General features: G+C 61.1%; 20 protein-coding genes. 13 read left to right on the top strand and 7 right to left on the bottom strand.

What is annotated here, in order from left to right; translation table 11 throughout:
- The first annotated feature begins 29 nt into the window (after positions 1-29).
- The 3 genes from AMK05_RS31145 to AMK05_RS31135 are packed head-to-tail and all read left to right on the top strand — an operon-like array spanning position 30 to position 2,368.
- Positions 30-779, top strand: a complete 750-nt coding sequence (locus AMK05_RS31145; RefSeq protein ID WP_064844149.1) for a glycerophosphoryl diester phosphodiesterase — start codon at positions 30-32, stop codon at positions 777-779.
- Positions 780-788: 9 nt separating this feature from the next.
- On the top strand, positions 789-1,574 hold the full coding sequence (locus tag AMK05_RS31140; protein WP_064844146.1) for a DeoR/GlpR family DNA-binding transcription regulator: 786 nt from the start codon (positions 789-791) through the stop codon (positions 1,572-1,574).
- Positions 1,571-2,368, top strand: a complete 798-nt coding sequence (locus AMK05_RS31135) for an HAD-IIB family hydrolase (RefSeq protein WP_064844144.1) — start codon at positions 1,571-1,573, stop codon at positions 2,366-2,368. Before AMK05_RS31140 ends, AMK05_RS31135 begins: the two co-directional genes overlap by 4 nt.
- Positions 2,369-2,409: 41 nt before the next feature.
- Here AMK05_RS31135 and AMK05_RS31130 read toward each other — a convergent pair whose 3' ends face one another.
- The 3 genes from AMK05_RS31130 to AMK05_RS31120 all read right to left on the bottom strand — a co-directional run bounded on the left by AMK05_RS31130 (position 2,410) and on the right by AMK05_RS31120 (position 5,601).
- Positions 2,410-3,255 (bottom strand): carbohydrate ABC transporter permease, encoded by an 846-nt coding sequence (locus AMK05_RS31130; protein ID WP_064844142.1) that lies wholly within the window; start codon positions 3,253-3,255, stop codon positions 2,410-2,412.
- Positions 3,256-3,260: 5 nt separating this feature from the next.
- Positions 3,261-4,199: a carbohydrate ABC transporter permease gene (locus AMK05_RS31125; RefSeq protein ID WP_064844140.1), complete on the bottom strand. Its 939-nt coding sequence runs from the start codon at positions 4,197-4,199 to the stop codon at positions 3,261-3,263.
- A 154-nt stretch (positions 4,200-4,353) separates the two neighbouring features.
- The gene (locus tag AMK05_RS31120) at positions 4,354-5,601 is read right to left on the bottom strand and encodes an ABC transporter substrate-binding protein (protein ID WP_064844137.1); all 1,248 of its coding nucleotides are present in this window, start codon (positions 5,599-5,601) and stop codon (positions 4,354-4,356) included.
- Positions 5,602-6,055: 454 nt separating this feature from the next.
- On the opposite strand from AMK05_RS31120, the gene AMK05_RS31110 reads away from it, so the two are divergent.
- Positions 6,056-7,090 carry a LacI family DNA-binding transcriptional regulator gene (locus AMK05_RS31110; protein ID WP_064844132.1) on the top strand — a complete coding sequence of 345 codons (1,035 nt, stop codon included), beginning with the start codon at positions 6,056-6,058 and terminating at the stop codon, positions 7,088-7,090.
- Positions 7,091-7,110: 20 nt separating this feature from the next.
- Here the strand turns inward: AMK05_RS31110 and AMK05_RS31105 are convergent, their stop codons facing one another.
- Both AMK05_RS31105 and AMK05_RS31100 read right to left on the bottom strand, forming a co-directional pair.
- The gene (locus AMK05_RS31105) at positions 7,111-8,046 is read right to left on the bottom strand and encodes an alpha/beta hydrolase (RefSeq protein WP_064844130.1); all 936 of its coding nucleotides are present in this window, start codon (positions 8,044-8,046) and stop codon (positions 7,111-7,113) included.
- Positions 8,043-9,179 carry a Gfo/Idh/MocA family protein gene (locus AMK05_RS31100; RefSeq protein ID WP_064844127.1) on the bottom strand — a complete coding sequence of 379 codons (1,137 nt, stop codon included), beginning with the start codon at positions 9,177-9,179 and terminating at the stop codon, positions 8,043-8,045. The genes AMK05_RS31105 and AMK05_RS31100 overlap by 4 nt, the downstream gene beginning before the upstream one ends.
- 219 nt (positions 9,180-9,398) lie before the next feature.
- Here AMK05_RS31100 and AMK05_RS31095 point away from each other — a divergent pair, with 219 nt between their 5' ends.
- Positions 9,399-10,217, top strand: a complete 819-nt coding sequence (locus AMK05_RS31095) for a sugar phosphate isomerase/epimerase family protein (protein ID WP_064844125.1) — start codon at positions 9,399-9,401, stop codon at positions 10,215-10,217.
- A gap of 87 nt (positions 10,218-10,304) precedes the next feature.
- Here AMK05_RS31095 and AMK05_RS31090 read toward each other — a convergent pair whose 3' ends face one another.
- Entirely contained in the window at positions 10,305-11,066 is a 762-nt protein-coding gene (locus AMK05_RS31090) for a DeoR/GlpR family DNA-binding transcription regulator (RefSeq protein WP_064844978.1), read from the bottom strand.
- Positions 11,067-11,314: 248 nt separating this feature from the next.
- Here AMK05_RS31090 and AMK05_RS31085 point away from each other — a divergent pair, with 248 nt between their 5' ends.
- From AMK05_RS31085 to AMK05_RS31050, 8 genes are all read left to right on the top strand, one after another.
- Positions 11,315-12,115 (top strand): class I fructose-bisphosphate aldolase, encoded by an 801-nt coding sequence (locus AMK05_RS31085; RefSeq protein ID WP_064844122.1) that lies wholly within the window; start codon positions 11,315-11,317, stop codon positions 12,113-12,115.
- A gap of 3 nt (positions 12,116-12,118) precedes the next feature.
- Positions 12,119-13,060 carry a PfkB family carbohydrate kinase gene (locus AMK05_RS31080; protein WP_064844120.1) on the top strand — a complete coding sequence of 314 codons (942 nt, stop codon included), beginning with the start codon at positions 12,119-12,121 and terminating at the stop codon, positions 13,058-13,060.
- A 312-nt stretch (positions 13,061-13,372) separates the two neighbouring features.
- Positions 13,373-14,560, top strand: coding sequence for an ABC transporter ATP-binding protein (locus AMK05_RS31075; RefSeq protein WP_064844118.1), 1,188 nt, complete (start codon positions 13,373-13,375; stop codon positions 14,558-14,560).
- A gap of 11 nt (positions 14,561-14,571) precedes the next feature.
- A complete protein-coding gene (locus AMK05_RS31070) occupies positions 14,572-15,648 on the top strand; it encodes a Gfo/Idh/MocA family protein (RefSeq protein WP_064844116.1) in 1,077 nt (358 codons plus the stop codon).
- Complete coding sequence (locus tag AMK05_RS31065; RefSeq protein WP_064844114.1) at positions 15,648-16,493, top strand: sugar phosphate isomerase/epimerase family protein; 846 nt, start codon at positions 15,648-15,650, stop codon at positions 16,491-16,493. The genes AMK05_RS31070 and AMK05_RS31065 overlap by 1 nt, the downstream gene beginning before the upstream one ends.
- A complete protein-coding gene (locus AMK05_RS31060; RefSeq protein ID WP_064844111.1) occupies positions 16,490-17,299 on the top strand; it encodes an alpha/beta fold hydrolase in 810 nt (269 codons plus the stop codon). Before AMK05_RS31065 ends, AMK05_RS31060 begins: the two co-directional genes overlap by 4 nt.
- A gap of 4 nt (positions 17,300-17,303) precedes the next feature.
- Positions 17,304-18,005, top strand: a complete 702-nt coding sequence (locus AMK05_RS31055) for a ribulose-phosphate 3-epimerase (protein ID WP_064844108.1) — start codon at positions 17,304-17,306, stop codon at positions 18,003-18,005.
- Between the two features lie 14 nt (positions 18,006-18,019).
- A complete protein-coding gene (locus AMK05_RS31050; protein WP_064844106.1) occupies positions 18,020-18,985 on the top strand; it encodes an ROK family protein in 966 nt (321 codons plus the stop codon).
- A 37-nt stretch (positions 18,986-19,022) separates the two neighbouring features.
- Here the strand turns inward: AMK05_RS31050 and AMK05_RS31045 are convergent, their stop codons facing one another.
- Complete coding sequence (locus AMK05_RS31045) at positions 19,023-20,036, bottom strand: substrate-binding domain-containing protein (protein WP_064844104.1); 1,014 nt, start codon at positions 20,034-20,036, stop codon at positions 19,023-19,025.
- Positions 20,037-20,297: the final 261 nt, after the last annotated feature.

Genomic DNA, 20,297 nt, shown 5'->3' with positions numbered 1-20,297 from the left:
CAGCAGAAGACGACGAAAGAGATGAGACGATGACGACCGTAGAGCCGCGATCCGGCCCGCCACGCAGTGAAATTCAGGCGCATCGGGGCGCCTCTGCCGTGGCGCCCGAAAATACCATTGCTGCCTTTCGGGCAGCCGCCGAACAAGGCGCGGAATGGGTCGAACTCGACGTTGCCCTTCTTGGCGATGGCACCCCGGCGGTGATCCACGATGTTTCAATCGATCGCTGCTCGTCGTCAAAGGGAAATCTTGCCGACCTCACGGCGTCGGATCTCAAGGCCATCGACGCCGGCGAATGGTTCGGCCCGCAGTTCAAGGGCGAACCGCTGCCGACGCTGGCGCGGGTCGTCTCGGCCCTCGGCGAATTTGGCCTCAACGCCAATGTCGAGATCAAGCAGCATGCCCATCACAAATCGCTCGACCAGCTGGTCAATGTCGTCGATCAGCATCTGAAGGCACGGGCGCCGCACACCAGGATCATGATCTCGAGCTTTGATGCGGCTGCGCTGAAAGGAATGCATGCGCTCGATCCAAGTTACGAGCTCGCCATGCTGTGGAGCAAGGTGCCCGCGGATTGGCTGGATATCCTTCGGTCGATCCCGGCAACGACCATCCATCTTGACTATAAGGCTCTCAGTATCGGGTTTCTCGAAGAGGCCGTTCGTTGCGGCATCAAGGTGCGGGCGTGGACCTGCAACGACCCAAGGCGGCTCGCATCTTTCTGGGACGCGGGTTTGACCGGCGTGATAACAGACGACCCCAGTGTCTACCTCACCTAAGGAGCGGCGATGGGGCAGCGGATCATATCGAGCCGACAACGCGAAATCCTTGCGCTGATCGAGATCGAAGGTGTTCAGTACATCGAGGAGCTGGCACGTCGATACGATCTGACGACGCAGACCATTCGGCGCGATATCAATGCCTTATGCGATCTGGGGCATGCGCGCCGCTTCCATGGCGGCGTCGACCTGCCGGTCGAGGGCAGCAACATCTCGCTCAATGCCCGCGCCCAGCTCAACCGGCGGGCCAAGCGGCTTATCGCAAAACGCGTCGCCGCCGACATCGGGGCGGAGGCGACCGTGTTTCTCGGCATCGGCAGTACGGTGCAATTCGTTGCCGACGCGTTGCGCGATCACCAGGGTCTGACGGTGATCACCAACAACATCCATGTCGCCTTGAGCCTGTGCGACGCCCCGAGTGTCGAGGTCCATTTGACCGGGGGTCTTTTGCGACACGATGACCGCGACGTGGTCGGCACGGATGTGATCCGGTTCGTCGAAAAATTCTATGCAACCCACGCCGTGGTCGGCGCAGGCGCTCTGAGCCCGCTCACCGGCCTGATGGATTTCAGCTACAGCGAAGCCCAGATCACCAACGCGCTTCTTGAAAATTCACAAACGCAGATTCTCGCCGCAGACGTCAGCAAGTGGACGCGCACCGCCTCCGTGCGGGTTGCGCCGTTCAGCAAACTCACCCGTTTCTACACGGATCGGCTGCCCGGCGAAGCGTCGGCCGCCAATGCCCTCGCCGAAAGCGGGTTGGACGTGGTGACATGCAGCGAGGAGACGACATGAGCTACGTGGACCTGGCGCCATCGGCGCGGGAGCTACAGGACGTGCGCTACCTGTTCACCGACATCGACGATACGCTGACGACAGAGGGCAAACTTCTGCCGCAGACCTATGAGGCTCTGTGGGATCTCAGTCGGGCCGGCATTGCCGTCGTGCCGGTCACGGGCGGCTCAGCCGGCTGGTGCGAACATATCGTCCGCGCCTGGCCGGTGGCCGCCGTCATCGGCGAAAGCGGCGCATATTGCGTCACCCGCCGGGATGGCGACGTCGTCTTCGATTATTGGGAGGATGGCGTCCTGCAGGGCGAGCGCCAACGCCGGCACCTGCAGGCGATCAAAGCGCTGATCACGCAAAAGCGCGGGCCGTTCAGGATCGCCCACGACCAGGTCTTCCGGCTGGCGGATGTCGCAATCGACATACAGGGTCACGATCCGCACGAGGTCGAAGATCTGGCGTCCAGCATCAGAGCTATGGGCGGAACGGTGGCGATCAGCTCCATCCACATCAACACCTGGATCGGCGACTACAACAAGAGATCGATGAGCGAGCGGGTTCTAACCGGCCTGTTTGGTGTCGACCCGACTGAGACGCCCACCGTGACCGCCTTCGTCGGCGACTCTCGAAACGATGCGCCGATGTTCGGCTTTATCCGCAATTCCTTCGGGGTCAACAACATCATCCCGGTCCTACCGCACCTGCAATTCGCGCCGAAGTGGGTCTCCTCGCAGCCCGCCGGACTTGGCTTTGCCGATATTGCCCGCTCGATCCTGCACGCGGTCGGCGAAGCTTCGCAATAAGCCGTGGCGGACATCAACGCCTAAGACGAATTGGTCCTCCCTCAGCTTTTGACCGAGCCGGCGGTCATGCCCGCCAGGAAATAGCGTTGGGCAACCAGGTACAGCACCAGCAGGGGGAGGGAGCCGAGCACGCTCATCGCCATCATTTCATTCCACTCAAAGGCGTGCTGGCCCATCAGCAGCTGGATGCCGATCGGAACGGTTCTGAGATCCATCGACTTTGTCAGCGTCAGGGCGAAGAGGAATTCGTTCCACGCCAGCAGAAACGTGTAGACCGCAGTGGCGACGATCCCGGGGATGGAGACGGGCACGATGACACGCCAAAGCGCTGTCCAGCTCGAGCCGCCATCGACAAGCACGGCCTCATCCAGCTCTTTCGGCAAGGTGTTGAGATAGCCCGTCATCAGCAGGACTGCATAAGGCAGTGTGAAGACCATGTAGGTGAGGATCAGGGCCAGATAGGTGTCGAAGATCCTGAAGGCAACGACCATGCCGAAATAGGGGATGAGAAGCGTGATCGGTGGAACGGTCTGGGTGCTGATGATGAAGATGTTCAAGGTGTTCTTGAAGCGGAACGAATAGCGGCTGAAGCCGTAGGCGGTCAGGATGGCGATGACGAGGGTCAGGCAGGTGACGACGCCGGCGACGAAGTAGCTGTTGATGAAGAACCGCACCTTCACCGGATCGTTGAAGATCGTCAGATAGGCGGCCACGGTGAAATCCTGCGGCAGAAGCCGCGGCGGAAGGGCGAAGATTTCCGTGTTCGATTTCAGCGAGCTGAAAAACATCCAGACGATCGGAAAGGTCGAAAAGACGAGGCCGACCGCCAGCCCGAGATAGGTCAGGATGGTCGGCAGGGTCGAGCTTTTGAAGGAACGCTTTGCCATGGCGGTCACCTGCGCTGCTGGTGTTTGATGTAGAAGTAGGTGACGCTCATCGAAATGATGAGGATGATCATCGCACTCGCCGAAGCCAGCGAAAATTCATACTGGGAGAAGGCGAGCTTGTAGGTGAAGGTGGACAGAACCTCCGTCGAGTAGATCGGGCCGCCGCCCGTCGTCATCCAGACGAGCGGAAAAACCTGCATCGTCCAGATGAAGTCGAGAAGCGCGATGCTGATAATGATCGGCATCAGCTGTGGAATGGTGATGTACCAGAATTTTTCCAATTCATTGGCGCCGTCGATCCCGGCCGCCTCGTAAAGCTCCTTCGAAATGCCCTGGAGGCCGGCGAGCAGGCTGACCATGTAGAGCGGATAACCCGCCCAGATGTTTGCAAAGGTTAGGGCATGAATGGCGGTGTGGGTCGAGGAGAACCACTCGATCTTGAAATTGATGATATGGAGCGCCATCAGCACGCTGTTGACGACGCCGTTCGGGTCGAGCAGCAGGCGCCAGATGATGGCTATGATGACGGCCGTGAACAGCCACGGCAGGATGAAGAGCACACGCAGGATGCTCCTGATCAGCGGATCGACGCGGTTGGTGTTCAACAGGAGCGCGAAGGCGAGACCGATGATGAAGTGGAAGACGACGCTCATGATCGTGAAATACATCGTCTGGCCGACCGATTGCCAGAAGACCGGATTTTCGAAGATGGTCAGGTAATTCTGGACGCCGGCGAATGCAGCGTCCTTTTTCATGATGGCGCCGTCCATCAGTGAATATTTGAAGACCATCACCATGGGGAACAGCATCAGCAGAACCAGCAAAAAGGTCGCCGGCGACACGTAGAAATACGGCACCAGTTTCCTCAAGGTGCTGTAACGAAGCCATCTTTTCTTCCGCGCGTTGACTTGCGCAGCGACCAGAGCCGGAGCGGAATGATTCATGAGCTGTGACTTCCCATTCTGCCGAGATTGACGACTTACGCCGGCAGCGCCGCGTCGCGCTGCCGGCGATTTCGTGAAAGCTATGTGCTTTGGTCCTTTGTTTTATGCATGTCGTTATCCCGGAGCGCCGCTGCGCATTTCCGGGCGACATGCATCAGAACTTCGCGAGCCAGGCTTTCTCGGTATTGGCAGCCGCGTCCTTGGCCGACTGACCGCCATCGAACATCTTCTGAACTTCGACGTTCATGTCGCGCATCAGCTCTTCGGCAACCGGAAGGCCGACGAATTCGTTGGCAGGATAGCCGCTCTGGAAGATTTTGAAAGCTTCGGCGAAGATCGGGTCCGATGCCACGAAGTCCGGCTTGGCATGGACATTGCCGGGGAAGGCATTGGCAATCGACACCAGGCGGCCGTTGACGTCGGGGCTCATCAGATATTCCACCAGTTTCCAGGCTTCTTCCTTATGCTTGCTGCCCTCGCTGATGCCGATGCCCCATGACGCATAGGGCATGCCGCGTTTGCCGGTATAGCCGTCGGTGGCCGGCAAGGCGGAGATGCCGAATTTGAGCTTCGGATTGCGCTCGCGGATGAGGTTCACATGTGCCAGGGAATCGACCATCATGCCGACGCGGCCGTTGACGAATTCCTCGACCTTGTCCTGCTCCTTCTTGGCGAAAATGCCGGGAGAAATAACGCCTTGCTTGTTGAGGGAAGCCAGATAGTCGAGCGTGCCGACGACGGCGTCATTTTCGAGGTCAGGCTTGCCGTCCTTCATCATCGAGGCACCGGAGGCCCAGACCCAGGACATGACGTCGTTCTGGATACCGCTCGGAGACTGCAGCGATAGTGGCAAAACCCAGCCATACTGATTCTTTGACGCGTCTGTCATCTTCTTGGCGGCGTCGGCGAATTCCGTGCGCGTGGCCGGCAGCTTGTCGACACCAGACGCCTTGGCAATATCAAGGTTGACGAAGACGGGATAGACGAAGGATGCCAGCGGGAACATCACGCTCTTGCCGTCGACCTTGACGATATCGGTGATCTGGCTCTTGTCGTATTTCGCCTTCTCCATCAGTTCGTCCATGGAAGCGATCGCGCCCTGCTTGGAGAGGCCGTTGACCCAGGCGCCGTCCAGGCCGACGACGTCGCTCAAGGTCCCGGAGGCGGCGCCGACGACGATCTGGTCACGGGTCGTGGCATAGGGACCGCTGACGAGCGTCACCTTGATGCCGGGATTTGCCGCCTCGAAATCGTTCATGATGCCGCGCAGTGCACCGGAGGGCATTTCGGGTTCCCACCATTGAATGAACTCGATGGTGGTGTCGGCAAATGCCGAGCTGGCGCAAAGCGCCCACACGGCCACGGCAGCCCGCATCGTCACGCTGAATTTTCTGATATTCATCTGTGCCTCCCATAGATTTTCAGTTGATCGATCCTCCTCAAGACCGTAGGCAAAGTAGGTTCCCGGAGGCACCTGTCTGTCAATGAAGAACTGCGATGTGGGAAAAAAGTGACGCCAGCATGGGCGATGTACTGAGTGATAACTATTTGATATTAAAATGTATTATTCATCTGAGGCGCTGAGGTTTTTTCGCAGCATTTGTGTTGCTTGTGATGCATTTTTTCTTTACTTTCGTAAACAAATGAAAGTTTGCCCAACAAACTGAAAGGCCTCACGACGGTCGCCTTCGTTGCAAAACTCTCGGTTCTGGCCCGAAACGAGCGGCTTTACAGCGGCCCAGTGGAGACGAGGAACTGGCGGATGAAGACGAAAATTTCGTTTTTCGAAAGGCAGTGCCGCCAATGCGATTATCAATTCGATCCAGCGTGATCGCCCCTGTCGGTTAAGGAACTGAATGGCCAAGAAGAGTTATAAATCGATGGACGATTTCGCGGCCGCCTCCGGCGTGTCGCGTCCGACGCTGTCGAAATATTTCGATGATCCCTCGCAGATCAAGGAGGTAACCCGCAAGCGTATCGAGGCGGCTCTCAAGAAGTCGAATTTCGAGCCGAACCTGTTCGCCCGGCATCTCAATCGCAAACGGACCCGGAATATCGGGATCCTGGTCCCGACCATGTCGGATCCCTTTTATGTGCAGGTGGTGTCGCTGATCGAACTAGAGTTGCGCGACAAGGGATTCTGGCCGTTTCAGATCTCGTCGCACACGCGGCCGGAGCTTGAGGCGGAGGCGGTGCGAACTTTGCTCTCGCTGAAGGTTGCCGGTGCGATCGTGGCGCCGCTCGGGGCCGGCTCGCGCCGCTCCGCGCTGGAAAGACTGAAGGACGCCATCCCCGTCGTCTGCTTCGACAATCCGGCCAGCGGCGATCTTCCTTATGTCGGCAACGACAACGCCCAAAGCATGGCAGCGATCGTGCAATATCTCTGCCGGTCCGGTGAGCCGCCGATATTCCTGGAAATTCCGCATCTGACGGAAAACGCCGGCGAGCGGCAGGCGAGCTATCGTGCGACGATGGCAAGGGAAGGGCATGCGCCGATGGTCATCGACTGCGACGCACCGCCGTCCTGGGAGTTCGAGCGCTTGGGATACGAGCAGATGCAGAGAATTCTTGCGCGTGGCGGCCTGCCGGGCAAAACCCTTCTTTGCGCCAACGACCGCTTCGCCTTTGGCGCCATGGCGGCGGCCTTCGCTTCCGGCCTGAAAATCGGTCGTGGCGACGGCTGCGACGTGCGCATCGCCGGGCACGACGACCATCCGCTCAGCCGATATACCTGCCCGTCGCTGACGACGATGGCGCAGAACGCGCCGGAGATCGCGGCAAAGTCCGTGGAGCTTTTGCTGGCGCATATCGAAAGCGAAGACGAGGGTACGACGCCTTCAACGAACAGGGTGATCCTGGAAGCAACACTGGTGATGCGCGACTCGGCGTGAGAGCATCGTGGGGCGTGGCTTCACCGCGCCAGTGCAGGGTCCATGGCGCGCCATGCCACTGCAATGGCTTCGAGCGCCTCCTGCGCCTCGGGAATGGCCCGTCTCTTCGAGACGAAGCCGTGGATCTGTCCGGGCCAGGTCCGGCTTGTCGCCCGCGCTTCCGAATTGAGCCGCTCGGCATAAAGCGCGCCTTCGTCGAACAGCACGTCGTGGCCGGCAAGGATCACGAAGGCCGGCGCCACGCCGGCGAGTGATGCCGCGCGAAGCGGCGAGGCCCGCCAGTCGGAGCGGCTTGCCGTCACCGGCAGATAGTGATCCCGGAACCATCGCATCGCCGCTGCCGTCAGGCCGAAATCCTCGGCGTACCGCATGTAGCTGTCGCTTGCCTGCAACTGGTCGGTCACCGGATAGATCAGCACCTGCCCGATGACATCAGGCACCTCTCCGTCCCTCGCCAAAAGGGCGATGACGGCGGCGAGATTTCCGCCGGCGCTATCGCCGCCAACGACGATTCGTGCCGGATCGATGCCGAGGGCGTCAGCCTGATCCCTCATCCAGAAGAGCGTGGCTGCGCAATCTTCGATCGCTGCCGGAAAGGGATGTTCCGGGGCGAGGCGATAGTCGGGCGAGATCACCACGGCGCCAATCATATTGGCAAGCGTCCGGCAGATATCCTCATGGGTTTCCGGCGCGCCGATCACAAAGCCGCCGCCATGGAGATAAAGCAAGGCCGGAGCTGCTTGGCCCGGCGCGGTGCGGCCGCGCCATATCTTCACCCGGATTGCGCCGGCATGCCTCTCCGACATCTCGGCCACATCCTCGAGCGGCCACTGGATGTCTGCGAAACCGTCCAGATATTGTTGCCGCGCCAGCGCCGGAGTGCAGTTTTCCACCGGCTCCTGCGGATCGCCCGGCCATGCCAGTGCGCGTCTTGCGGATTCATCCATCTGCGTCATGCAAGCAGGCTCCTTGCTTCGTCTTCCCCCAATTCGCTCGGCTGGGCGACAGTATTCGGAATGGTCTGGGCGACACCGGTTTCACCTGCCCGCAGGATTGCTTCCATGACATCGAGCACATGCAGCGCGAGATCCCCTGAAGCACGTGGCGTCCGGCCTTCGATGATGGCGCGGGCGAGGTCGGCAAGGCCAAGCATGCGATAATTGGCGCGGTCCGGTGCCGCGATCGGCCAGTTGACGGCACCGAAGAGTGCGCCTGACGTATCGGTTTCCTCCCAGGGCGCGCCACGGTTGGAGAGCGCGATGCGGCCGCCGAAATTGTCGGGGTCGGGCAGGCGCAGCGATCCTTCGGTGCCATGCAGTTCGATCGGGTGGTTGGAATGGCGAAAGACGTCCCAGGAGGCGCCGAAGGTAACCGTGGCGCCGCAATTAAATTCCAGCAGCGAAAGCACGTTGGTCGGTGTGCCGACTTTGAACGTGGTGCCCTGTTTCGGCCCTTCGGCGGTGATGAGCCGCTCTTCCTGCCCGCTTGTGGCGACGGCTTGCACCCGGCGGATCGGCCCCATCAGATTGACCATCATCGTCAGGTAATAGGGGCCCATGTCCATCACCGGGCCTGCGCCGGCCTGGTAGTAGAAGCTGGGGTCCGGATGCCAATGCTCCATGCCGCGGCCCATCATGAAGGCCGTTCCCGTTACCGGCCTGCCGATGGCGCCGGCTTCCATCTGCCGCCGGGCATGGCGTCCGGCTGCCCCCAGGAAGGTGTCCGGGGCCGAACCGAGCATGAGACCGTTTTCGGCAGCCGCGCCCACCAGCAGGCGGCCTTCCGCGGCCGTGACGCCGATCGGCTTTTCGGTGAAGACATGTTTGCCCGCCGACAGCGCCCGCATCGAGACGTCGAAATGCGCGGCCGGAATCGTCAGGTTGAGGATCAGGTCGATATTCCTGTCGTCGATGAGGGCGTCGACCTCGGCTATCCGCAGATTGAACTCGGCTGCACGGCGCTTGGCGGCGTCTGCGTTGAGATCCGCACAGGCGGTGATTTCGACGCCGCGAAACAGCGGCGCGTTGCGCATATAGGCGAGCGAAATGCTGCCGCATCCGACAACGCCGATCCTGAGTGTCTGTGCCATTGAAGAACCTGACCTTGCCGTTCCGTGCGCGGAGAGCCGCGGATAAACGTTGAATTCGCGAGCAATAAATTATGTTGACGCACGCTAACATTTTCCCCTACGAAATGACAAGACGTTGGGAAGCGTCGCAATTCAAAGCCCTTCGTATTGCCGCGATGATCGCCTGCGTGGATCTCCTTCGATTTCGGCTGTCACCAACGAATAGGTCAGGACCAAGTTATGAACGATGCTGCGCTGAAGATCGGCTGCCAGACTTTCACCTGGGAAATGCTGGGCAAGAGGTGGAGCGGCGGGCCGGACGATCTGGTGCGCGCCATCGCCGACGGCGGATATGCCGGTCTCGAAATCACCGACACGATGATCGGTCACTACGCGCTTAAGCCTGTCGACTTTGCCCGGACGCTTGCGGAGGCCGGTTTGACGCTGGTTTCCTTTGCCTTCGGCTCCGCCAGCGGTTTCACGGTGACGGAAAATATCGCCTCCGATCTGGAGACGGCCCGGCGATGGGTGGATTTCGTGGCGAATTTTCCCGGTGCGATGGTCTCAATGGGGTCGGCCACGGTCGTTTCGGATGGGCCGCGCGAGGAGAAGTTCGCCATTGCGGCGGAGTGCTATAATCGCGCGACCGAGATCGGACGGTCGGCTGGTGTCGCCGTCGCCGTCCACCCTTCCTCGCACCACAATACGCTGCTCTTCACCAGGGCCGATTATGACCGGCTGTTTGCTCTCCTGGATCCACGCGTGGGTTGGGTGCCGGATACCGGCCATATCCTGCGGGGCGGCCAGGAGATCGGCGACACGCTTTCGGCCTACCGGGACCGTATACGCTACGTGCATCTGAAGGATGTCGGCGCCGGCGGGATCTGGGCGATGCTCGGCGAAGGCGTCTGCGACGTGCCTGCCGTGATTTCGGCCGTTCGGGCGGCGCCGGAATTTACCGGCTGGATCGTGGTGGAGGAAGAGTCGGACCATGCCGGAACCGATCCTGCCGCCGCCGTTGGCAAGAATCGCGAGACGCTTCGACGACTGGGGTTTTAGCCGATCTCGTCCCCTGGCGCCGAGCGCCATAGAGCCGCGGCAAAGCCTCTCCCGGCTCGCTTCTCCCGTGAAGAGAGAGGCTGAAGATCACGCGTAACGGACCTCCACGCCGAGTTTGTCCAGCCGGTGGCGGATGCTGTGCGGCATGTTGCTGTCGGTGATGATCAGGTCGACGCGCGACAGCGAGAAGGCTTTCGAGGAGGCACCGATATCGAACTTGCTCGAATCCGCCACCAGCACGACGCGCCGGGCCATGCGAACCAGGTTGCGCTTGGTGCGCGCGATATCCTCGGAGACATCGACGACGTCAAAGGCCTGATCGATCGCATGGGCGCTGACGAAGGCCTGGTGGGCGACGAGCCCGCCGACCGCCTTGTCGGAATCCGAGACGATCGTGCTGACGGTGCTGGGAAACACCCGGCCGCCGATCATGTGGACGTCGAGCCCCGGCCGGTACATCAGATGCTGGGCGATGTTCATCGCCGTCGTCGCCACCACGACGTTGTTGACCGGCGGCATCTGCATGGCCACCTGCAGCAGCGTCGAGCCGCTGTCGAAGACGATCGACTGGTTGTCGATGATCTGCCGCGCGGCCACCTGGGCAATGCGCCGCTTCGCATCGAAATTGCGCTGCATGCGCTCCTCGAAGGCTGCGGCCGGCGAGTCGGACGGCAGGGCGATTGCTCCGCCATGCGTTTTGATCAGCTGCTTCTTCGCGTCCATGATTTCGAGATCGGAGCGGATCGTGACTTCCGAAACCTCGAAGAATTCCGCGAGCTGGCGGGTGCGGGCCTGACCGACCCGTTGAAGTTCCAGCATGATCTGCTGCCGCCTCTGTTCTGCAAGCATGTTCGATCCCGGCTGCGGCGCGCCTCGTTGTGATAAGGCGACTTTTGAAAAACGAAAGACAGCCGCCTGATGCTGCGGCTTATGCTGCATAAATAGCCTTCAGTAGCAAAAAATGCACGTCAAAAATTCTCTTTCCGCGTGAAAACGAAAGAATTCGAAATATTGAACATTTGTTTGTTTTCGAGTTAGGGTTTTCTCAACAACGCCGCCGGCATTTTCGACGCCGCAATCGCAAAGGAAGCATCGCCATGGGACTCGGAACGAAAGTCCGCCTCGCACGCCTGTTCTCGAACCCCTCGGGGCATTTGTTTGGGGGCGCGGTCGACCATTTTGTCGGTTATGGCAATGTTCGCGAGGGCGGTCTTGCCGATCTGCCGGGCGCGCTCAGACGCGTCATGGCGGGAGGCCCCGACTACATCAGCATCCAGCCCGGCGCGGCGCGCCACCTCTGGTCGGACTATGCCGGAAAGGCAGCCCTCGTCATTCAGGGCGGCTGCTTCACCGCCGACGATCGGATTCGCCAGCTCATCGCCACCCCGGAAGACGCGGTGCGCTATGGTGCGGACGCACTGGCCGTCGCCATTCCGGTGCGCGGCGCCACCGAAGGAGAATATATCCGCTGGCTGACCGACACGGTCAACGCTGCCGCCCGCTTCGAAATGCCGGTCGTCGCCCATGTCTATCCCCGTGATTTCTCCGACGGCGGCAAGATCGTGTTCACCCCGGATGAAATCGCCTATGCGGTGCGCATCGGTTTCGAAGCCGGCGTCGACGTGATCAAGGTCGGCTACACCGGGGATTTCGAATCTTTCCGCGAGACCGTCGCCACTTGCCCGATCCCGGTGGTGATTGCCGGCGGCCCGAAGACCGATACGCTGCTCGGCGCGCTCGTCCAGACATCGGAAGCATTGCGCGCCGGCGCCAAGGGCGCGGTCGTCGGCCGCAACCTCTGGGGTCACGGCGATACGACCATGGCCGCGCGCGCCTTCAAATTCGTTATTCATAATGGCATGGCGCCGGAGGAGGCGCTGGCGGCGGCCGGCGCTTGAGCCATGTCGCGCCCGCTCCAGGTTCTGGGCTTCGGCGCCCTTGCCATCGATGACATCATTTATGTCGATCGGGGGCTTTCGGCCGGCAAGGGGAAGGTGACGAAACGGGCAACCGACCATGGCGGCAACGTGGCGACGGCCCTGGTCGCCGTCGCTAGGCTCGGCGGCCGCGCCGGCTTCATCGGCTGGCTCGGTGAGGATGCTGCGGCCGATCCGGCCGGGGCCGAGCTCGCGCGCGAGGGCGTCGACATATCCCTGGCGCCGCGCCACGCCGCTGCCGCGCCGATCCGCTCCGTGATCACCGTCGGTCCTGACGGCGACCGGTTCATAGCTTACGACGACGATGTGCTGCATGGCACGTCGGATGCGCTGCCCGACGATGTTCTGATGCAGGCCCCCGTCCTGCTGATCGATGGTTATGCCACACACTCGGAAAGCGTCGTGGCACGGGCGCGGGCGCTCGGCCTTGCCGTGATAGCCGACATCGAATGGACGGTCGGCGCTGCGACGGACCGAATCCTCGCCTTCGCCGACCATCTGGTGCTGCCGCTGGCTTTCGCGAGGGAGTATACCGGCCACACCGATCCGGCGGCGATCCTGGACGCGCTCTGGTCAGCGCAGAGGTCCGCTGTCGTGCTGACCGATAGCGAACGAGGGACCTGCCTCCGCCAGAAAGGCGATCCCACCCGGTGGCACTTGCCGGCCTATCAGGTTCAAGCGGTCGACACGACCGGCGCCGGCGACTGTTTTCACGGTGCCTACGCTCTTGCCCTTGCCGAGGGGAAGAGCCCGCTGGATTGCGTAGCCTATGCCACAGCGGCTGCCGCCATTTCCGTGACCGCGCGCGGAGGGCGCAGGGGCCTGCCGGACAACCGGACGTGCCGGGCATGGATAGCAGGGGCAAATGCACCGACGCCGCGCCCGATCCCGGGATGTCACGATTAGCGCGCAGTTGATAGGTGGCAGCCTTGGCAGCCCGTGCGGAGCCCCTCGCTGACCGTAAGGCTTGAAACGGCCATCAACGACTGTCGCATCGGCTCTAAAAATTACGCGCGTAAAAAAATATAAGCGCGCAAATAAATTAAATAAAAATGAGTAGTTTCAAAAAGATAACCAGATCTGTGGATGGCGTATGGCGAAATCTCCTCGATTCTTCTGTTGACTTTGAAGCTCAGGCCTGAGCCTTCTTGTCGAAAGGATCGGCGGTGGCGGAGCGCCGATCGAAGACGTGAGCGGGCGGATACGGGAGGACGAGACGTGGCCGTGGTTGTATTGGACAAGATCTGCAAGACCTATGGAAACAGCTACCATGCGATCAAGGATCTGAGCCTGACGATCCATGACGGCGAGTTTCTGATTCTGGTCGGTCCGTCCGGATGCGGAAAATCAACCGCGCTCCGCATGATCGCCGGGCTCGAGGAAATCAGCAGCGGAACTCTAAGCATCGGCGGTCAGGACGTCGTCGATCTGGCGCCCAAGGACCGGGACATTGCCGTGGTGTTTCAGAGCTATGCGCTCTATCCGCACATGACCGTGTTCGACAACATCGCCTTTTCGATGAAACTGGCCGGCAAGAGCAAGGCCGAGCGAACCAAGCGCGTGCAGGAGATCGCCAAGATCCTGCAGCTGGAAAGCCTGCTCGGCAACAAACCCGCTCAGCTTTCCGGCGGCCAGCGCCAGCGTGTTGCGATGGGCCGCGCCATGGTCCGTGAGCCCGCGGCATTCCTCATGGACGAGCCGCTCTCCAACCTCGATGCCAAGCTGCGAGTTCAGATGCGCGCCGAAATCGCAAGCCTGCAGCGGCAGCTGGGGGTGACGACGATCTACGTGACGCATGATCAGACAGAAGCCCTGACCATGGGCGATCGCGTCGCGGTGCTGAAGGGTGGCGTGCTTCAGCAGGTGGATACGCCTAAGGCGCTCTATCACCGCCCGGTCAATGCGTTTGTCGCAGGCTTTATCGGCTCGCCGTCGATGAACCTGTTCGAAGGGCGTCTGGAGGGCATGCGGATCCATCTGCCAGGCTTCTCCATCCCCTTGTCCGACGGCGCCTTCGAGCGTGCTCCCGGCCTTTCCGCCTTCGAGGGAAAGGCGCTGATCTTCGGCGTTCGGCCGGAGGACCTCTACGACAGCCGGTTGCCGTCCGGGGCCTCCCATCCGACGATCCCGGTCGTCGTCAAATCGATCGAGGAGCTTGGCTCCGAGTTGATCGTGCATTTGAAGATCGACGCGGTTCGGATCGACTCGGGCGACCCCGACGCCGTCGAAGACCTGAGCGGTGCGGCCAACGCCGTCGCCCGCTTCGAAGCTGTCAGTACGGTCGAGGCAGGCCAATCGATCAATCTGGCAATCGATCCGGCGAAACTTCATTTTTTCCATCCTCAAACCCATGTGGCGTTGTTAAGCGAATACGAAACCGGCGTTCATCTTCAACATCCGACCTAGAGGGCTTCTTGATGCCAGCAAAACAGGAACGGCGCCTCCGCATCGGCGTACTGGGGGCCGGCCAGATTGCCCAGGCCGCGCACTTCGAGAGCTGCACGAAGGCTGTGAATGCCGATCTCTATGCGATCTGCGACGTCGCCGCGGATCTCCGCGAACGAATGGCAATCACCCATGGAGCGGAAAAAACCTACGACGACTATGACAAGATGCTGGCCGATCCCGACCTTGATGCGGTGATCATCGCCACCGCCGATACCTTTCACGTCCCGGCCTCGATCCGCGCCCTTCAGGCGGGCAAGCATGTGCTGTGCGAGAAACCGGTCGGTGTCACCGTCGAGGAATGCCTTGAATTGAAGGCTGAAGTCGAGACGTCGGGAAAAGTGTTTCAGGTCGGGCATATGAAGCGTTTCGACGCCGGGCTTCAGGCGGCGAAATCCTTCATCCGCGACGAGATGGGCGAGATGGTTGCGCTGAAGGCATGGTATTGCGACAGCACCCACCGCTATCCGATGACCGATGCGGTCCAGCCGCTGATCGTTGCCAGCGCCAATGCGCGAAAACCCGCCGCCAATCCGAAAGCCGACCTGCGCCGCTATTACATGCTGGCGCATGGCTGCCACCTGATCGACACGGCGCGTTATTTTGCCGGCGACATCGTTGCCGTCACCGCGCGTCTGAGTGAGCGAGCCGGCATCTGGTGCTGGTTCGTCGATGTGGAGTTTGCCTCCGGCACGCTCGGCCACCTCGATCTCACCGTCCAGGTGCGCATGGACTGGCACGAGGGTTTCCAGATCTACGGCAAGAACGGCAGCATTTTGGGAAAGACCTATAACCCCTGGTACTACAAAACCAGCGAAGTCGACATTTTCCGGGAAGCCGACGGCGCGACCCATCGCGTTCTCGGCGCCGACGGTCATTTTTATCGCCGTCAGGTCGAAGGCTTCGCCCGCACCATTCTGGATGGCGCAGTGATGGAAGGCGCCGACATCGATGACGGCCTGGCCTCCGTCCGCGCCATGGTCGCCGTCGCGCGATCGGCCGAAAGCGGCAAGGCGGTGGCGCTGGCCGATGTCACGGGTGGCGTTTGATGAAACTGGGCATTTTCGCAAAGACCTTCGAGGGAATCGACCCCTCGACCGTCCTCAACTCCGTCGCCCGGGCCGGGTTTGCCGCAGCACAATACAATATGGCCTGCTCGGGCCTGCCGCCGATGCCGGAGATGATTGCCGAGGTTGAGGCGCGCGCGGTCACCGAGGCGGCACGCATGAGCGGCGTCGAGATCGTCGCCGTGTCCGGCACCTACAACATGATCCATCCCGATCCCGCCCTGCGCCAGGCCGGCCTTCGCAACCTGGCGACGCTGGCCGCGCGCTGCGCCGGCATGTCGACCGCCCTGATCACGCTCTGCACCGGCACACGCGACCCCATCGACCAGTGGAAAGCGCATGCCGACAACGATACGCCGGCAGCCTGGCGCGATCTTCTTGAAGCCATGGGGGAGGCCATCGAGATCGCCGAGCGCTATAATGTGGATCTCGGCATCGAGCCGGAGCTTGCCAATGTCGTCAACTCGGCGGAGAAAGCCCATCGGCTGATCGCAGCGCTGAAGAGCCCCCGCGTCAAGATCGTGCTCGATCCGGCCAATCTTTTCGAGGTCGCGACGCTGGATGAGCAGCGGCGCATCGTCTCTTCAGCCGTCGATCTTCTCGCCGATCGGATCGTCATGGCGCATGCGAAAGACCGCAATCCCGACGGCAGTTTCGCGACCGCCGGCAAGGGCGTTCTCGACTACGTGCATTATCTCGGCCGTCTCAAGGCAATCGGCTTTGGCGGCAGTCTCGTCACCCATGGTCTGTCAGCCTCGGAGGCGGCCGGTGTGGCGGCCTTTCTGAAAAAGACCCTCGACGGCGAAGGCGCGGGGAAAGGACGATGAGACAGGCTGAACCGTTCGAAACCAGCGACGGGACCATTCTCAACGTCGATATGGCGGGCGAGGGCGCGCCGGCAATATTCCAGCACGGCCTGTGCGGAGATGCGGCGCAGACGGATGAAGTCTTTCCGCGCGAAAGCGGATATCGCCGGGTTACGGTCGAAGCCCGCGGCCACGGGCGTTCGGGGGCCGACAATCCCGAGCAATGGTCGATTTCGTTCTTCTGCGATGATATTGCCGCTTATATCGAGAATAAACTTACAAAGCCGGTCGTGATCGGCGGTATTTCGATGGGGGCCGCGATCGCCTTGCGTCTCGCCGTCAAACGGCCCGATCTCGTCAAGGCTCTGATCCTGGCAAGGCCGGCCTGGCTGATGGCATCGGCGCCGGACAATATGGCACCCAATGCCGAAGTCGGGCGACTGCTGAAAACGCTGCCGCCGGATGAGGCAAAGCAGGCATTTCTTGCCGGGCCCGTCGGCGTGCGGCTCGCCGCCGAGGCGCCGGACAATCTCGCCTCGCTTGCCGGGTTTTTCTCCCGCGCGCCTCTCGATGTGACCGCCGAACTGCTGACCAGGATCTCAAACGACGGCCCTGATGTGACCGACGCGGAGATCGGCAATCTCGCTCTGCCGACGCTCGTCATCGGCCATGATCGCGACAGCATCCATCCTCTCAGGCATGCGCGTGCGCTTGCCGCGCGGATTGCCGGCGCGCGTTTCGTGCAGATCACGCCGAAAACGGAGAGCCGTCCGCAATATGTCGCCGACTTTCGGCTTGCCGTCGGCAATTTTCTGAAGGAGCTCTGAAAGAATGCCTACCCCCTCCAAGACCTGGATCGCCGATCTGCCGAAGGATCGATTGATTGCCGAGTTCTCCGTCTGGTCGGCCGATCTCATGCGTCTCGCCGATGATCTCGCACGTGTCGATCCTCACGTCGACATCCTCCACATCGATGTCGCCGATGGCCATTTTGCGCCGGCGATGTTGTTTTTCCCCGATCTTGTCGCCGGTGTGCGCAAAGCCTCCACGCGCCCGATCCATGTTCACCTGATGGTCGCCGACAGCATTCTCCTGTCGCAGATCGAGCAGTTCGCCGATGCCGGCAGCGACCTGATCAGTCTTCATGTCGAAAACGAAAGCGTCGCCGACCAGGCTCTCGATCTTCTCGATCGCCGCGGTGTCGCAGCCGGCATGGTCCTTAAGGTCGATACTCCCGTCGAGCGCATCGAGACATACGCTTCCCGGCTGCGTTTTGTGACGCTGCTCGGCACGGCGATCGGCGTCAAAGGCCAGGGCCTCGACCAGAAGGCCGGCGCCCGGCTTCAACAGGCAAAGCAGATCATCGCTGGTTGCGGTGCGGCCGATCGGATCGTGCTGGCGGCTGATGGCGGCATTCGCGAGCACACTGTGCCGCTGCTGCGCCAGTCCGGTGCGGAAACGGTCGTTCTCGGTTCCCTGGCTTTCAATGCGCCGTCGCTCGATGAGCGGATGGCATGGATGCGCGCACTCTAACCGGTGGTCTTCACATGCAACAGGTTGCCATTGGCATAGACCTCGGCGGAACGCAGGTGCGCGCCGCCCTTGTCGACGAGCAAGGCAGGATCCTGACGCGATTGGCCGAACCAACGGCTGCGCTGGCCGGCCCCGACCGGGTGCTCGCCCAGATTTGCGGCCTCGCCGATCGACTGCTTGCAGCATCGAAGACTGCTTCGGTGGTGGGCGTCGGCGTATCCGCCCCGGGCCCGCTCGATACGGTCACCGGTGTTGCGACAGATATCCCGACGCTTTCCGGCTTCGTCGATTTTCCGCTGAAGGCGGAACTGCAGAAGCGGTTTGCGTTTCCGGTCGATCTTGAAAACGACGCCATTGCCGCCGCGATCGGCGAATGGCAGTTCGGTATCGGCAAGGGGTTTGATAACCTCGTCTACGTCACGGTGAGCACCGGGATCGGCGGCGGCGTTATCTCGGACGGCCGCGTGGTGCGCGGCCGCAAGGGCATGGCGGCCCATGTCGGCCACATGTCGGTCGTGCCGAACGGAGACCTCTGCCCTTGCGGCAACAGGGGCTGTTTCGAAGCCTATGGATCCGGACCCGCATTTGCGCGGCGCGCGCAAATGCGGGCGGTGGAAAGCCGCGAGACGACGTTAGGCAGCGACGGCAGTGTTATCGACAGCCGCAGCGTTTTCGCGGCGGCCAGAAATGGCGATCGGCTCGCCAATCAACTGGTCGACGAGGAGGCGGAAATTCTCGGGCGCGGCTTCACCAGCCTGATCCATATCTTCAGCCCCGATATCATCGTCATGGGGGGAGGGCTCTCCCATGAGTTCGACCGGCTGCAACCGGGCATTCAAGCCTATATCAGCCAATGGGCTATGCCGGCGTTCAAGGACGTCAGGGTGATGCTGGCGGCATTGGATCAGAACTCGGGCCTTGTCGGCGCGGCGGCTCTGGCGTTCCTGGCGGGCAAGGACGCTTCGATCGATCATCTCTAGATAATTCCGATCCCGCCTGCATCGACAGATTTTACTGTCAGGGCGGCGGCGCCGTACTTTCCCTTAAAATCAGTTCGACCGGCCACAATTCGTGGACCTCGTCCACGGCGCGCCCCGCGATAAGCTGCAGCGTTAGCTCGGCGCAACGTGTGCCCGCAGCACGCATCGAGGATCGCGTTGTCGAGAGTGATGGCACCATGTTTTCGGCCGTCAGATAAGGGAAGACGTCGTCATGGGCGATGACGGAAACATCCCGCCCGACCGTCATTCCAAGCGAACGGACGGCGCGGTAAACGCCGAGCGCCGTCATCGTGGAGCCGGCAACGATGGCAGTTGGCGCATTCGCTCTCTCAAGGAAAGAGCGGGCATGACGAAAACCGCTCTCGTCGGAGAATTTATCGCAGACCATCATATTGGGATCGGCGCTGAGCCCACGCTCCTGATGGGCGATCCGAAAACCCTGCTCGCGATGGATCGAATAGGTTTTGCCCCTGAGGCCATTGATCATGGCGATGCGACGGTGCCCGAGGTCGAGCAGGTGTTCGGTGGACCTGCGCACCGCATTTTCATTATCGATATCGAGCCAGGCATGAACGTGCTCCGTCTCCGACCGGCCGTGGACCAGGAACGGCAGGCCCAGGCCGCTTAGCAGCTCGATCCGCGGGTCCTTGGGACGAGGCGAATGAATGATCACCGCATCCACGCGACGGCTTTCGACCAGGCGTCGGTAGGCCTGCATCTCGTCGTCGTCATTGTGCGCGGTGATCGGCGTGATGAGAATATCCGTGTCGGCGGTTTCCAGGCGCTGCGCCATGCCCGACATGAATTCAGCGAAATGGATTTCTCCCGACCGCGCCATCATGACGCCGATCGCTCCGGCTCTTCCGGTCTTCAGCCGCACGGCATTGATATCGGGGCGATAGCCAAGCCGCATTGCTTCGCTTGCAACCCGGGCACGCGTGGCTTCACTCACCTCTGGGTAGCCGCTGAGGGCACGACTGACCGTTGTCGGAGAAAGCCCAAGCTGCTTTGCAAATTCACGAAGTTTCATCGGATGTCTTCTTTGTCCAGGCAATCAATGGACGATGCGTCCGCGATGTGCAACGGGCGCGTAACCAATCAGGTGATAATTTAAATCGATTTCAAGTATACCCGACTGGAGCGTAGGCTGCGGAGCCTTAAAATTTTCTTATAAGCTGTATACGGCATCAAAATTCCCGATAACCACAACTTTTAAGCGCTCATTTGGCGGCTTGACGCCATCCGTACCTTCTGCAATGTTCTGACGGCCAAATCGATTTCAATTTCTGGG

This window comes from Rhizobium sp. N324, assembly GCF_001664485.1.
In the GTDB taxonomy this organism is placed as follows: domain Bacteria; phylum Pseudomonadota; class Alphaproteobacteria; order Rhizobiales; family Rhizobiaceae; genus Rhizobium.
Note: the sequence above shows the minus strand (reverse complement) of the source record. Positions and strands in the feature narration are given on the sequence as shown.

Coding starts and splice junctions, on each gene's coding strand:
- AMK05_RS31060 (WP_064844111.1), top strand. CDS start 16,490: ATGAGACAGGCTGAACCGTTCGAAACCAGCGACGGGACCATTCTCAAC.
- AMK05_RS31135 (WP_064844144.1), top strand. CDS start 1,571: ATGAGCTACGTGGACCTGGCGCCATCGGCGCGGGAGCTACAGGACGTG.
- AMK05_RS31110 (WP_064844132.1), top strand. CDS start 6,056: ATGGCCAAGAAGAGTTATAAATCGATGGACGATTTCGCGGCCGCCTCC.
- AMK05_RS31145 (WP_064844149.1), top strand. CDS start 30: ATGACGACCGTAGAGCCGCGATCCGGCCCGCCACGCAGTGAAATTCAG.
- AMK05_RS31130 (WP_064844142.1), bottom strand. CDS start 3,255: ATGGCAAAGCGTTCCTTCAAAAGCTCGACCCTGCCGACCATCCTGACC.
- AMK05_RS31050 (WP_064844106.1), top strand. CDS start 18,020: ATGCAACAGGTTGCCATTGGCATAGACCTCGGCGGAACGCAGGTGCGC.
- AMK05_RS31100 (WP_064844127.1), bottom strand. CDS start 9,179: ATGGCACAGACACTCAGGATCGGCGTTGTCGGATGCGGCAGCATTTCG.
- AMK05_RS31080 (WP_064844120.1), top strand. CDS start 12,119: ATGTCGCGCCCGCTCCAGGTTCTGGGCTTCGGCGCCCTTGCCATCGAT.
- AMK05_RS31045 (WP_064844104.1), bottom strand. CDS start 20,036: ATGAAACTTCGTGAATTTGCAAAGCAGCTTGGGCTTTCTCCGACAACG.
- AMK05_RS31070 (WP_064844116.1), top strand. CDS start 14,572: ATGCCAGCAAAACAGGAACGGCGCCTCCGCATCGGCGTACTGGGGGCC.
- AMK05_RS31120 (WP_064844137.1), bottom strand. CDS start 5,601: ATGAATATCAGAAAATTCAGCGTGACGATGCGGGCTGCCGTGGCCGTG.
- AMK05_RS31140 (WP_064844146.1), top strand. CDS start 789: ATGGGGCAGCGGATCATATCGAGCCGACAACGCGAAATCCTTGCGCTG.
- AMK05_RS31065 (WP_064844114.1), top strand. CDS start 15,648: ATGAAACTGGGCATTTTCGCAAAGACCTTCGAGGGAATCGACCCCTCG.
- AMK05_RS31095 (WP_064844125.1), top strand. CDS start 9,399: ATGAACGATGCTGCGCTGAAGATCGGCTGCCAGACTTTCACCTGGGAA.
- AMK05_RS31105 (WP_064844130.1), bottom strand. CDS start 8,046: ATGACGCAGATGGATGAATCCGCAAGACGCGCACTGGCATGGCCGGGC.
- AMK05_RS31125 (WP_064844140.1), bottom strand. CDS start 4,199: ATGAATCATTCCGCTCCGGCTCTGGTCGCTGCGCAAGTCAACGCGCGG.
- AMK05_RS31085 (WP_064844122.1), top strand. CDS start 11,315: ATGGGACTCGGAACGAAAGTCCGCCTCGCACGCCTGTTCTCGAACCCC.
- AMK05_RS31055 (WP_064844108.1), top strand. CDS start 17,304: ATGCCTACCCCCTCCAAGACCTGGATCGCCGATCTGCCGAAGGATCGA.
- AMK05_RS31090 (WP_064844978.1), bottom strand. CDS start 11,066: ATGCTTGCAGAACAGAGGCGGCAGCAGATCATGCTGGAACTTCAACGG.